The organism is Streptomyces sp. NPDC047453 (assembly GCF_040643155.1).
Lineage (GTDB): Bacteria > Actinomycetota > Actinomycetes > Streptomycetales > Streptomycetaceae > Streptomyces.
In genome coordinates this window covers 71,617-84,454 of record NZ_JBEYTS010000016.1, presented here as the reverse complement: position 1 = coordinate 84,454, position 12,838 = coordinate 71,617, and the positions used below count along the sequence as shown (strand labels likewise).

At 69.7% G+C, this 12,838-nt stretch carries 11 protein-coding genes and 1 pseudogene; 1 reads left to right on the top strand and 11 read right to left on the bottom strand.

What is annotated here, in order from left to right; genetic code table 11:
• Positions 1-97: 97 nt before the first annotated feature.
• The 9 genes and pseudogenes from ABZ818_RS17135 to ABZ818_RS17095 form a co-directional block, all read right to left on the bottom strand.
• Positions 98-1,105, bottom strand: coding sequence for a hypothetical protein (locus ABZ818_RS17135; protein WP_361415019.1), 1,008 nt, complete (start codon positions 1,103-1,105; stop codon positions 98-100).
• Between the two features lie 11 nt (positions 1,106-1,116).
• Positions 1,117-1,717: pseudogene (locus ABZ818_RS17130) on the bottom strand (hypothetical protein).
• A gap of 281 nt (positions 1,718-1,998) precedes the next feature.
• On the bottom strand, positions 1,999-2,901 hold the full coding sequence (locus tag ABZ818_RS17125) for a MauE/DoxX family redox-associated membrane protein (protein ID WP_361415018.1): 903 nt from the start codon (positions 2,899-2,901) through the stop codon (positions 1,999-2,001).
• Positions 2,902-2,935: 34 nt separating this feature from the next.
• Positions 2,936-3,553, bottom strand: a complete 618-nt coding sequence (locus tag ABZ818_RS17120) for a cell wall protein (RefSeq protein WP_361415016.1) — start codon at positions 3,551-3,553, stop codon at positions 2,936-2,938.
• A gap of 13 nt (positions 3,554-3,566) precedes the next feature.
• Entirely contained in the window at positions 3,567-3,770 is a 204-nt protein-coding gene (locus ABZ818_RS17115) for an RlpA-like double-psi beta-barrel domain-containing protein (protein WP_324838204.1), read from the bottom strand.
• A gap of 618 nt (positions 3,771-4,388) precedes the next feature.
• Positions 4,389-5,606, bottom strand: a complete 1,218-nt coding sequence (locus ABZ818_RS17110; RefSeq protein WP_361415013.1) for an acyltransferase — start codon at positions 5,604-5,606, stop codon at positions 4,389-4,391.
• A gap of 110 nt (positions 5,607-5,716) precedes the next feature.
• Positions 5,717-7,936 carry a glycosyltransferase gene (locus ABZ818_RS17105; RefSeq protein WP_361415011.1) on the bottom strand — a complete coding sequence of 740 codons (2,220 nt, stop codon included), beginning with the start codon at positions 7,934-7,936 and terminating at the stop codon, positions 5,717-5,719.
• Positions 7,936-9,006, bottom strand: a complete 1,071-nt coding sequence (locus ABZ818_RS17100; RefSeq protein WP_361415009.1) for a hypothetical protein — start codon at positions 9,004-9,006, stop codon at positions 7,936-7,938. Before ABZ818_RS17100 ends, ABZ818_RS17105 begins: the two co-directional genes overlap by 1 nt.
• Before the next feature lie 449 nt (positions 9,007-9,455).
• Positions 9,456-10,457 carry a LysR family transcriptional regulator gene (locus ABZ818_RS17095; protein WP_361415007.1) on the bottom strand — a complete coding sequence of 334 codons (1,002 nt, stop codon included), beginning with the start codon at positions 10,455-10,457 and terminating at the stop codon, positions 9,456-9,458.
• 83 nt (positions 10,458-10,540) lie between these two features.
• Between ABZ818_RS17095 and ABZ818_RS17090 the strand changes: the two genes are divergently transcribed.
• On the top strand, positions 10,541-11,803 hold the full coding sequence (locus ABZ818_RS17090; protein ID WP_361415005.1) for an MFS transporter: 1,263 nt from the start codon (positions 10,541-10,543) through the stop codon (positions 11,801-11,803).
• Here ABZ818_RS17090 and ABZ818_RS17085 read toward each other — a convergent pair.
• Positions 11,774-11,956, bottom strand: a complete 183-nt coding sequence (locus ABZ818_RS17085) for a DUF397 domain-containing protein (protein ID WP_361415003.1) — start codon at positions 11,954-11,956, stop codon at positions 11,774-11,776. The two genes, ABZ818_RS17090 and ABZ818_RS17085, sit on opposite strands and share 30 nt — an antisense overlap.
• Entirely contained in the window at positions 11,953-12,771 is an 819-nt protein-coding gene (locus tag ABZ818_RS17080) for a helix-turn-helix transcriptional regulator (RefSeq protein ID WP_361415001.1), read from the bottom strand. The genes ABZ818_RS17085 and ABZ818_RS17080 overlap by 4 nt, the downstream gene beginning before the upstream one ends.
• Positions 12,772-12,838: the final 67 nt, after the last annotated feature.

Sequence of the window (12,838 nt, the reverse complement as noted above, 5' to 3'; positions counted from 1 at the left end):
GGACCGGTAGACCCCGGGCGGCGCGGGGCCGCCCTCCACCGCGGGTGGTGGGGCCCGTTGCCGTACGGGCCCCATTTTTCGGTCGTCCGACTCCGGCTCAGCGGTTCACGGCCTGGATCTCCTGAACCGTGACGTCCTGGGTGTCGCCGAAGGTTCCCTCGGGCAGGTCCCCGCGGGTACCGCCGGTACCCGTCCAGTGGATCTTCCAGGTGATGGTGGCCCTCAACCGGTACGAGCCGTCGCCGGACGACCGCAGGTACTTCACCCCGCAGGGCGGCGTCCGGTCGGCCTTCCCCTTGGCGTACGCCTCACCGATACGGTCACCGTTGATCGCGCAGACCCCCGACGCGGGGTAGGTCTCGGCGTCCGCCGTACCGGGATCGATCTTCAACGAGACCGGCTCGGCGGTGGTGGTCGCGGAAATCCCCAGCACCGGCACGGAAGCCGTCACGGAAACCGGCCTGAACCGCGCCCCGTCCAGCCACGCCCAGGTCGGCAGATTCACCTTGGTCGCCCCCGCCGGGGCAAGCGTCACCTCGGTACCGGGGACACGGATCTCGTTGTAGGCGAGCTCGGCGAGGACCGCGGGGGTGATGGCCTGCGGTGTGTCCGCCGGAGGTGCGGCGCCCTTGTCCACCCAGAAGATGGGCTTGTCACAGTCGAGCGCGCCGGGGTCGCCTGCGCGGCCGGGGGTGACGTACGAATCCCACCAGTAGCCTTCGCCGTCCTTGTCCTTGTTGAAGTCCTTGTAGGGATGGCCGTTGACGTACTTGTCACGCTGCTGCGCGTCCCACTCGTACCCCGTCGACTCCGCCTCCCAGATCGGCTCCAGATACGCCTTGAGCTGGTCCGGGCTGTACTTGGGCGCGTAGTAGCAGGCGGGCGGGGTCCAGGCCGTGACAGAAGCCACGGGCCCGGCGGACCGCCCCGCCCCGTTCTTGGAACGGTCGTAGACGACGGCACCGGCGGTGGCGGAGATCTTTTGGTCATGCTGGTCGCCCTGGACCTGGGTCTCGGACCCTGTGCCTTTGCCTCCGGGTACGAAGTCGGCCCAAGCGACCGGCCCGGAGGCCCATACAGCGACACCAGCGACAGTTGCGCACACCGTGAGTCTGGCTACGGCTGGCACTGAGCCGCCCCCCTGGTCGAGATGATCTGGGACGTCTGCCAGACGCCGTCGGAATTCTTCTCCAGCCTCGTGTTGTACAGCACGTAACTGTTCTTGGTGACCGGCGTCTTGGCGATCTTCTGGGTCTTCCTGTCCTTGCTGAAGCCCTTGCTCTCGTCGGCGCAGAAGATGAGGGCAGCCGATGTCCCGCTTCGCAGCGTCACCTTGCGGTCGTAGTAGCGAGCCTGGCCGGTGAGAGTGGCGTCGGCGTCCTTGAACTGGGCGACCCAGGACAGGGCGGCTTCGCGGGCCTTGCCCGTGTTGTAGTAGGCGAGCGCCTCACCCTTCGGATCGGTTCCCGTGATCGCGGCATCCACGGCACGCATGCGCTCCGCGCTGTCGGCCAGGACCGCGTCCTTCACCGGGTCCCCGGTCTTCGTGTCCTCGAAGACAAGAGTCAGATCCGACGGCAACTGGATCTCCGGTCGCACCGTCGCCCGTCGCGGACGGAGTCGGGGAGGCCGGCGTCCCCGTGTCCGTGTCCGCGCCCGCGATCTTGTCGTTGGCTTTGGCGCCGCCGTCGCTCCCGCCGCAACCGGCGAGGAGCAGTGCGGCCGTCGTGCCGGCGACGGCTGTGGTGAGCAGGCGGGTTGGACGGCGGGTCACAGCAGGCTCCTGGTGGGGCAGGTGGGTTGGGTGAAACAGCCGACACGCTACCGAGATCACCCACACCCACACCAGCGCGAGCCCTCGCTCCCGCACAGCTTCCTCACCAACTGGGCTACAGCCGACCCGCTACCGGGATCACCCGCGACCACACCACGAAGCGGACGGCTCACCGTCCCTGCGTGAGCTTGCGCAGGGACGGTGAGCCGTGGGGGGCCTGGCCGTCAGCCGAGTGTGGGCAGAGCCCTACGGGGTGGGACCGCGTTCAGTAGGTCCGCCGCCAGTGGTTCGCCGGTGTTCGCGTCGATGAAGCTGACGCGGACCACCGGATCGCCGGGGGTGTCGCGGCCGACGGTGGCGTCCAGGGCGAAGACCACGGAGACCGGCCGCGCGTTCTCCCGCGTGACGTACACCCCCGAGTACAGGAGGATCCGCCAGCCGTCCTCCTCCCAGTGGTCCAGCAGACCCGACCGGACCACCGGGAACGCGGTCTGCCAGGCGAGGGAGTTCTCCAGCAGTTCGACACTGGCGGCGACCGGCACACGGTCCCCCGGCTCGCTGCCGAAGAGCGGATGCCCGAAGACACGCAGCCTCAGCCGGCGCAGCGGCAGCAGCCACCACCGGTCGAGATCGACCGACAGCGCCACCAGGACGGCCACCGCCACGGCCAGGAACACGAGCGAGCCACCGGGCCGCTCGGTGAGCGTGGCCCACCAGACCCCGTGTGCCACCACCGCCGTCGCGCCGCCCACGAGCACCAGTGCGGCGCGCGCGAACGCCCGCCAGGTGATCGGGGTGTTCTCGTTGGCGGAACAGCCGCAGGACGACTCCGGTGCCAGCGACCGGCCGTAGCCGAGATAGCCGAGGAACCCGGCCCCGAGTACGGCGGTGGCCGCGCCCGGCACCGGGTTCGCCGGTACGGCCAGCAGCCCCGCGGCGAGCAGGAGTTCCACGGCGCCGGTGCCGCGCAGCACCAGCGCCGCCCGCTCGCTGCTGCGCAGCATCCGGGCCAGCGCCGTCTTGGGTGCCCGGCGCGCGGTGTCCCGGTCGAAGAGCTTGACCGCACCGGTCCACCCCAGCAGACCCGCAAGGACCAGCGGTACGAGGCCCGTTGTCAGTGAGAGCATCCTTCCCTCCCCTTCTCCTCCTCGGATCCGGCCGTCAGTGCCCGACGGAGATACGGACGACGTCCACCGAGTTGTCGGACGGCCGCCAGGCCCCTAGCACCTGGGCGCTCTGTCCGATGCGCAGCCGGGACAGGTCCGAGGTGAGCGCGCGACCCGCGTAGGAGGCGTTCGTCGTGTCCTGACGGACGTGGCCGACGATCTCGTGCTGCCCGTGGGAGAAGTGCACCCGGTTCTTCGCGATGCCCCGGATCGTGGTGTCGATGTTCACGATGTTCACCCACACCGCGTCGGCGGCGACGGTGCCGTCCGGCATCGGAACGCCCCGCGCGTACAGCCCGTCCCCGATCTCGATCTCGGCCGCGGTGGTGGGCCGGACCTTCCAGACGCTGGTGACGTTGGTCATCTGGACCCGGGCGTGGTCGCCGTAGGATCCCGCGACCTCCAGGACACTGCCGGTGATGCCGGTGATCCGGCCCTCCACGAAGGCCGACTTGGGGATCGCCGGGTCGAGCGACGGCTCGGCGGCGAAGGCCGCGTCGGCGTCGAAGCCGCCGAGGGCGGACGCGCCGACGATGGTGGCGCCGCTGAGCGCGGCCGTGGTGAGGAAGCGGCGCCGGCCCAGGCCGCCGTCGTCCTTCTGACGGTACGTCATGACGAACTCCCCCTCACTCGTAGATGTAGACCGGCAGCTTGCCGGAGCTGAGGTTGCCGATCGCCGAGAAGGCGGCCGGGGTCAGGTCCAGAACGCGGTTGGTGCGGCAGGCGCCGTTGCAGCAGGTGGCCTCGCCGCACCAGTCCTTGGTGCGCGGTCCGCAGTCGGTGATCGTGATGCAGACGGTGGCGCCGGAGCACTGGTGTCTGATGTTCATCACCGCACCGCAGCCGCGTCTGGGGATGTTCTCGCCGCACAGGTCGGGCCGGGTGATGTTCCAGCATGCCTGTGACGCGTTGGGCCAGGCGCCGTGATTCGCGCTGGACCGGCAGTTGCCGCAGGCGCCGCCACCTGCGCTGCCGCACGGACCCCAGGAGGATCCGCAACAGAACCAGCTCGTTTCACCGGCCCATAGGCTGGTCGATCCGCAAGCCATCGTGCCGTCTCCCTTTGTCGCTGAATGACGCGCGTGAATGGGCGTGCACGCACACGTCGGAGCGGAGTAATGACGCGTGCATGACAATTTCAGTGCGAGGGTTGTGCGCACAAAGCACCCCCATGATGCGCCCGTCTACGCGCGTTGGCCAGAAGGCGGTGAACGTTCAGTTCTTTAATTCCGGCGCCGCCGAGAGATGCCCGATCCTCACTTTTCAGCCATAGATCACGACGATTCCGCCACCACAACCCCAAAGGATCTTCACGAAGATCGTCGGCGGCTCGATCGCCTTGCTCTGCTCCACCAGCCGACTGATCCGCCGGTGACGATCCGTCGCACGTTCTCGCCGGTCTGAAGGCCGGGGCCGGTCTCTCACCGAGAGGCCGGCCCCGGACGTCTCTATCCGGCGTGCGCACCGTGCCGGGTCTTGGGCCGGCTGCGTGACGAACCGTCCGGCCACAACTGGGGCTTGCGCTTTGCCGCCACGTCCTCCATCCAGCCGAACCAGATGATGCAACTGCCGATGAGCAGCCAGGTGATGGCGAGGACCGGCCACGAACTGCTCAGAAGCCAGGAGAAGTGCAGCTCCATCACGTCGATACGCCACAGCTGGTCCCACATGGTGGCGGCGATGAGGATGCAGATGTTGTGCCAGAGGTAGATGGTCACCGCACGGGAGTTGAGCAGTGTGATGAGGCGGTCGAAAGGGCGCAGCCAGCGGGGCCACTCCGACCAGGACGGGCTGACATGGAGAAGCAGCAGCACTGTCGCGAAGGACCACAGGGACTGGGCGAACGGAATGTCATCCAGGTCGTGGCCCTCCTTGAAACCGTGCGTCAGCGCGTACCACAGGCCCAGGCATGCGATCGCCGGCGCCACGGACGGAACCATGTAGCGGGGGATGCGTTGCAGAATGCCTTGCTGGTGGGCCATGCCCAGGATCCAACAGGCACCGAACGTACTGAAGTCGGTGAGTGCGGACGGGAAGCGCTCGCCAGGCAGGTGGAGGTAGTTGAACTCGAACGCCGCCGCCAGGGCGATCGGCGAGAGAATGGTCACCAACGGCAGCGAACGCAGGGCCTTCAGAAGGAACGGGGACAGCAGGACGTACCAAAGGTAGGCACGGATGTACCACAGTGGTCCGGCGAGTTCCGCCGCCCAGTCGTCGCCGAGGACACCATGGACCCCGTGCAAGCCATCGGCATACGGCGGGTCACTCAGCGGAACAATCCAGTACACGAGGTGGAACCACCACCAGCCGGGGTGCCCGTCGCTGTTCGGACCCCAGCCCTGCACAACCATGCCGCTCACGCCAATCGCGCCAAGCAGCCACAACGGCGGCAGCAGACGGCGCATCCGGCTGCGTATGACCTGCACGGGCGGGCGCTTGAGGGAGCGGGCCATGAGGTTGCCCGCCAGTGCGAACATCACTCCCATGGACGGGAAGACCACGGGCAGCCAGGCCCAGCCCATCAGGTGATAGAAGACCACGCGGAAGAGCGCCACCGCGCGTAGCAGGTCGAAGTAGCGGTCGCGGACGGGGACGCGCCGGGGCTGCTCCGCCGGCGCCGACGGGTTGGTGTCGTCCGCCCCCCGCGGCAGGGTGGGTGCGGTCACGTGAGGGGCTTCCTGGGTAGTTGATGCCGGAATGGACGGCGCCGGGAAATGCGGCGGAAGATAGGGCGACTGTGGAGGCGTCGCCCGGGAAGGGAACGGCGGATTCGACATCAGACCGTCCTCCCGCCGACTACAGGCTGGTGCTGGGTCGACCCGGTCGGCGGCGTGGACACTCCGCCCGTGCGCCGCAGTTTCTGCCAGCGCAGCCGACCGCCGGTGAGCGCCGTCATCCAGGACCGGAGCAGGACGACGTACATCAGTTGCCGATAGAGGATCTGCTGGAGCGGCAGCGAGATGAGGTGGCTCATCCGCTCACGGTCCAGCCGGAAGGCATACGCGGCGCAGATCGCCTGCACCGCGAGCACGCCGAGCCAGGCACCGACGGTCTTCTCCGTAGGGCCGAACAACAATCCGTACAGCAGGAAGACGTCGATCAGGGGGGCGAGCAGTGGCGCCACCACCATGAACAGGGAGACGAGTGGAAGACCGACACGGCCGAAACGGCCCGAGGGGCCCCGCTCCAGGACGGCCCGGCGGTGCTTCCAGATCGCCTGCATGGTGCCGTACGACCAGCGGTAGCGCTGGGACCACAACTGCTGCACGGACTCCGGGGCCTCGGTCCAGGCGCGGGCGTTCTCCGCGTACACCACCCGCCAGCCGTCGCGGTGCAGCGCCATGGTGACATCGGTGTCCTCGGCGAGCGTGTCTTCGCTCATGCCACCGACCCGCTCCAGCGCGCTGCGCCGAAAGGCGCCCACCGCTCCGGGGATCGTCGGCATGCAGCCGAGCATGTCGTACATGCGGCGGTCGAGGTTGAAGCCCATCACGTACTCGATGTGCTGCCAGGCCCCGATGAGCAGGTCCTTGTTCCCCACCTTCGCGTTACCGGCAACCGCGCCCACCTTCGGGTCGGCGAAGGGCTGCACCAGCTCGCGGATCGTGGACGGCTCGAACACGGTGTCGCCGTCCATCATCACGATGATGTCGTACCGGGCGTTGGCCAGGCCCCGGTTGAGTGCGGCCGGCTTGCCCGCGTTGAGCTGCCGGATGACCCGCACGCCCGGCAGGTTCAGGTTCTCGACAATGCGAGCCGTACCGTCGCTGGAACCGTCGTCGATGACGAGCACTTCGATCGGATGGTCGCTCGCCACGAGCGAACGCACCGTGTTCTCGATGCACTTGGCCTCGTTGTACGCCGGGACGAGGACCGACACCGGCTGGGTGATCGGCGCGTCGGGGCCCCAGCGGAAGTTCTTCTTGCGCACCCGACGGGCGTGCGCCCCGGAGAGCAGCAGCATCAGGCCGAAGCGGGCGAGGACGAGGGAGCCGATGACGGCGAGGCCGACGACCAGCGCACCAGTGAGTTTGTCCGAAGCCTGGACCAGGAAGATCCAGGCCCGGCCCTTCCACAGCTCGGCACCGGTGACCGGGGTGTGCGCGCTGGGTGCGCCGAGGGCCTCGGTGAGGTTCTGGAACTTGTAGCCCTTGGCCTGGAGGTCGGGCAGGAACCTGTCGAGCGCCTCGACGGTCTGGCTCCGGTCGCCACCCGAGTCGTGCATCAGGACGATGGCGCCGTCGCCGTGCTTCGGGGAGGCCTTGCGGATGATCTCGTCGACACCCGGCTTCTGCCAGTCCTCACTGTCGGTGTTGTTCAGGACCGTGAGGTAGCCGCGGGAGCCGATGTACTTGGTGACCGGCCAGGACGCGTTGTCCATCGCGTCGGCGAAGGACGAGTACGGCGGCCGGAACAGTGACGTGCGGATGCCGGCGGCGCCCTCCAGGGCCATCTGGTTCTGGGACAGCTGCCAGTCGATGCCGCCGGGGGACTTGTAGGACAGGTCGGGGTGGTTGAAGGTGTGCAGCCCGATCTCGTGTCCCTCGCGCACGATGCGCTTGACCAGGTCGGGGTACTGCGAGGCCATGGTGCCGGTGATGAAGAACACCCCGTGCGCGTTGTGCTTCTTGAGCACGTCGAGCACCTTGGGGGTCCACTCGGGGTCGGGACCGTCGTCGAAGGTGAGGACGAGCCGGTGCTTGGGCACGCTCAGGCTGGCGGCCTTGCCGCTGCGGGTGTCGATGACCGGGCCGCCCTCGAGGATCTCCTCGGGCACCTTGTCGTAGGCGGCCTCGGGCCTGATGCGGTAGTCGGCGAGGATCTCGCTGTGCACATAGCCGCGCAGCATCAGCATCGCGGTCATGGCGACCAGCAGCATGACGGGGAGTACCCAGCGCATGGGCAGCCGGCGGCGTCGCAGATTGACGTGTGCCGGGGCACGCTGGGATCGCCCGTCGCCGCTGGAAGAGCGGCGACGGTCGGAGCGGGAGGCCATCAGAGGACGTTCTCCGGAGAGTGGTTGGGTGTGACGCCGGGCCGGTCGGCGGCCGGGCCGGTGGCGACGGGGTTCGTCTTGGGGGCTCCCCCGGCGTTGTTGTTGGTGGTGACGCCGCTGCCGCCGGAGTTGCCGGGCGGGGAAGGGTCCGGGCCCTGGCCGGGGTCGCTCGTGCCCGGCTCGGGCGACGACGGGCCCGGGTCCGGGGTCGACCCGTTGCCTCCGGTGGCGGGCGGCACGCTGCGGTCCGGGGTGGCCTTCTTCGTGCTGGACACCGAGGGTGCGGGGTTGCTCGGCGCGGCGGGCGTCCGGCCGGGCACGACGGGGGCTCCCGTTACGGCGGTGGATCCCGCGGGCGGGTTCACATCGGTGCTCGGGGCGGTGGGGGCGGAGGGGTCGGTGGCGGCCTCGGGCGAAACGCTGGTTTCCGGGGACGGGCTCGTGGCATCCGACGGCCGCGGGGACTCCTTGACCTTGCTCGCCGGCTGATCGTCGGCGCCCGGGACCGGGACCGGGACCCAGGGCGCGGCGGCGTTGCCGGACATGAGGGTGACGACGATGACGACCGCGTAGACCGCGCAGGCGAGGCCGATGGCCATGCCGAGCCGGCGGAAGCGGCGGCTGCGGCGGCCGGACTCGTCGACGAAGACGGGCCGGTCGGCCTCCTTGCCGGCGGGGCCGGCCGACCCGAGGGTGCCACCCGGCCGCAGGCTCACGGCGTCGAGCTGCACGGTGACCTCGTGCGGGTCGTGGGTCTCCCAGGGGTCCTCGACCTTCACCCGCAGGGGGCCGGTGCCGGCGGGGCCGTTGCCCGCGCCCGCCGACGCCCTGGGTGCCGCGACGCTCGACGCTCCGGGCAGCACCTGGGTCTCCGCCGCGGCCGCGGGTCCGGGCAGCAACTGCGTCTCAGCGGCAGCAGCCGATCCGGGCAACACCCGCGTCTCGGCAGCGGCCTCCGGGTCGGCCGTCATCCAGGTGTCCGCCCTCGGCCCCGACCCGGGCACCACCTGGGTCTCCGCCGCGGCCGCCGTTTCGGTGGGGCGGCCCTTGTCGAACCAGGAGCCCTCCACCGAACCCGGGCCCCGGCCCCCGCCGGCTCCCTGCGGGCGTCTGCGCGCACCGCCCTGACCGGCCGTCGGCCAGGCGGCCGTCCGTCCGGCGGCACCCGGCCACGCGCCCCGGTCACCGGATTCCGATGCCGCTTCGGAGCGGTGGCCTGATTCCGGTTCCGTGTCGAGAGCGTCACCGGTTATGGGTGACTCGCCCGGGTCCACGACCCCGGCCGTCTCGCGGCCCGCTCCGGACAGCGATCCGGATCCGCTCGGTTGGGCGTGATCTGGCCATTTGTCGACGCGCACGTGCTTCCCCCCCAGGGGCATGACTTCCAGGTGGGCTTACGAATCCGGGCCTACGTACTGTTGTCGGGCCAGGACCTCCCACCCGGCCCGAGCGCCCCCCTTATCACAGTGCACCCGGGTCCCCGAATGTATCGCATGTGGCCATGCCATGGAGATCGGTCTCAGATGTGTGCACCCATCATGAGCGCGTCCATGGCCGGAATCCACCCCTCCACCGGTCTGTGCAACCACCCTTCCTCGTCCGCCAGTTCGGCGGCAGAACGCCTGAGTGCCTCCAATCCTGGATGAAGCAGCCCTTTTCGCCACACCAGCGACACCGGCGACAACGGAACAGGTTCGACGAGAGGCCGCAGAACTGTCTGGGGCATCGCCGGAAAGTCGACCACGGCGAGAATCGGGTTCCGGTGCTTGGCCATGATCCGCCGGAACTCGGCCACGCCGATCGCGAGCGGAGCGGGCGGTGCGATGCCGATGCCGCGCCCCTCGAACAGGTCACGCGCGAGGTCGGTCCACTCCGGCGTGCGGGGATTGCCCGCGCCCGCGTACACAGTCTCCCCCGCCAGGGCGTCGAGCGGTACCTGCTCCAGGTGCGCGAGCCGGTGCCCCTCGGGCAGGATGACGGCCATCCGCTCGTACCGCACGGGCTGGTGCAGCAGCCCCTGCCGGACCACGGGATCGAGCCCGGCGAACCGTCCGAACGACGCGTCGAGCCGGCCGGCCAGGATCTCGGCGGCGGCACCGGTCAGGCCGCTCTCGAAGCGGGTCATCAGTTCCAGGTGTGGGACACGGGAACGCGCCCGGTCCAGCACCCGCTCCCCGAACAGGCCCGGGCTGTTGACGTCGACGAGCAGCGGCCGCTCCGGCTCGCCCTTACCGAAGGCGTCGAGCAGCGCGCGCTGCGCCTGAAGCACCCGGCGGGCGTACGGCAGCAGCCGGGTGCCCTCGGCGGTCAGCGTGACCTGACGGGTGGTCCGTACGAACAGCACGGCGCCCAACTCCCGTTCCAGCCGCCGGATGTCGCGGCTGAGGGCTTGCTGGGCGACGTACAGCCGCGCGGCGGCGCGCGTGAAGTGCAGTTCCTCGGCGACGGCGACGAAGGCGCACAGCAGGCGGGGGGCGATCCCCTCGGCGGGGAGGTACGGCGGTCGGGGTTCGGCAGGCACCGGCCGAACTTACAACGCAGATGCGTCAATCGCACCCGATCAGGTGTTGGACCGCAGGTCAGCGCAGGGGCGACGGTGACGTCATGCCGAAAACCCCTGCCCCGTCCGCCACCTCGGCCTCCGCCCCGACCGCCGCTCCGACCGCCTCGGACGGCCGTGCCTCCCTGCTCGCCCCCTACCGCCGCCTGTTCACCCTCTCCGGCACTCGTGCCTTCACCGCCGGGAACCTGATAGCCCGGCTGCCGTCGGGCATGTTCGGCGTGAGCGCGGTCGTCATGATCGCCGGTACGCGCGGCTCGTACGCGCTGGCCGGCGCCGTCACCGCCACCGGCCTCGCGGCAACCGCGGTGACCGCACCCTGGATCGCCCGGCTGGTGGACCGGTACGGACAGGCCCGGATCGCCGTACCCGCCACCGTCTGCGCGGTCCTCGGCAGCGTGGCCCTCCTGCTCTGCGTGCGCTACGACGCCCCCGACTGGACTCTGTTCGCCGCGTATGCCGCCACCGCGACCACCCCCAACACCGGCGGCATGTCCCGCGCCCGCTGGGCGCACCTGCTGAAGTCCGACCCCGAGGCCCTGCACACCGCCAACTCCTTCGAACAGGCCGCGGACGAGCTGTGCTTCATGCTCGGCCCGGTCCTCGCGGCCTTCCTCACCGGGACGTTCTTCCCGGAGGCCGGCACGCTGGTCGGCGCCGTACTCCTGCTGACCGGCATCCTCGTGTTCGCCGCCCAGCGCTCGACCGAGCCGCCGCCGAGTCCCCGTACTCCCGCGCGGGCGCCCCTGCGCGCCCCCGGAATGCCGGCCCAGCTCGCCGTCTGCCTCGCCATGGGCGCGGTGTTCGGCGCGATGGAGGTCGTCACCGTGGCGTTCGCGGACGAGCAGGGCCATCGGTCGGTGGCGGGCGTGGCGCTCGGCCTCCAGGCGGCCGGTTCGTGCGTGGCCGGGCTCGTGTACGGGGCCCTGCGACCGGCGGGCCCGGCCGGACGGCGACTGCCGTGGTGCGTGGCGGCGATGACGGCCCTCATGACGCTGCCGCTGCTGGCCGCCGCGCTGACCGGTTCGCTGCTCGCGCTGTCCGGCGCGCTGCTCGTCGCCGGTACGGCCACGGCGCCCACCATGGTGACCAACATGACCCTGGTCCAGCAACGCTCCCCCGAGGGCCGCCTCAACGAGGGCATGACCCTCGCGGTCACCGGCCTGCTCGGCGGCATCGCCTGCGGCAGCGCGACCGGCGGCTGGATGGTCGAGCACGTCTCGGCGACGGCGGGTTACACGGTCCCGGTGACGGCGGCGGCGGTCGCGCTGCTGATCTCAGTGGGCGGCGTACGCAAGGAACTCTGACCAGGCGTCGGCGTCCACCGCGAAGCGCGGGCTGTCGACACCGAGTTTGGAGTCACGGATGTGGATGGTGTGGGGGGAGGTGGCGACTTCGACGCAGGCACTGCCTTCGGAGTCGCTATAACTCGACTTGAACCATGACAGTTCGTCGCTCACAGCTCCTCCGCCACCTTCCTGGTGAACTGGGCAGACTCCTCAACACTAAGCGCCTGCATGCGGATCATGCCATAGCGCTGAGTCAATGTACTGAGCTTGTTTCCGTCAGAGTAAAGGGCACCTGTCGACTGCCCGTCGACAAAGGCGTAGCGCTCGTGATCGGCGGTCTCCACCAGCACCATCGGCCCACTGAGCGCCGCCGTGGGAGCGGTGGAGAACGGAAGTACCTGGATCGACAGGTGCCGCCGCTTGCCGACCTCCAGCAGGTGCTGGCACTGGTTGCGCATGAAGTCCCGACCGCCGACGACCGAGCGCAACGCGGCCTCGTGGACCACGAAGCTGAAGTGCGTGGGCGGTTTGCTGGTCAGCTTCTCCTGCCGCTTCAGCCGTGCCGTGACCCGCTCGTCCACCGTCTCCTCGTCCAGGGGAGGGCAGTTACTGCTGATCAGCGCTCGCGCATACTCCGGAGTCTGGAGCAGGCCGGGAATCAACAGGGGCTCGTACCACTGGACCGTGATGGCCTCGGTTTCCACCAGCACGTACTGCTGCGTACGTTGGGGGAACGGCTCGGGTTTCAAGAACTCGTGCGCGGCCGACAACTTGCCTCGTGCACCGCATAGTTGATCCGCGACCTGCAACAACCTCAGCGTTGGCCGACGCCGCCCGCACTCCATCGACTTGACGTACTCGTAGTCGTAGCCGGCCTCTTCGGCCAGGGCCTGCCGGGTGACCTGGGCCTCCTCCCGCCACAACTTGATCTGCCCACCGCAGTAACGCCAGTTCTGCTGCGCCTGCTGGGAGTCCCCCGTAGCCACGCGCCCTCCCGCCTCCCGCCGCCGCACCGTGTACAGCCACGCTGCGCACCCGACCCGCTACTTCCGA

What these genes read in the sequence shown, in the direction of transcription:
- ABZ818_RS17115 (WP_324838204.1), bottom strand. Translation starts at nt 3,770, where the DNA reads ATGAACATCAGACACCAGTGCTCCGGCGCCACCGTCTGCATCACGATC.
- ABZ818_RS17090 (WP_361415005.1), top strand. Translation starts at nt 10,541, where the DNA reads ATGCCGAAAACCCCTGCCCCGTCCGCCACCTCGGCCTCCGCCCCGACC.
- ABZ818_RS17105 (WP_361415011.1), bottom strand. Translation starts at nt 7,936, where the DNA reads ATGGCCTCCCGCTCCGACCGTCGCCGCTCTTCCAGCGGCGACGGGCGA.
- ABZ818_RS17120 (WP_361415016.1), bottom strand. Translation starts at nt 3,553, where the DNA reads ATGACGTACCGTCAGAAGGACGACGGCGGCCTGGGCCGGCGCCGCTTC.
- ABZ818_RS17125 (WP_361415018.1), bottom strand. Translation starts at nt 2,901, where the DNA reads ATGCTCTCACTGACAACGGGCCTCGTACCGCTGGTCCTTGCGGGTCTG.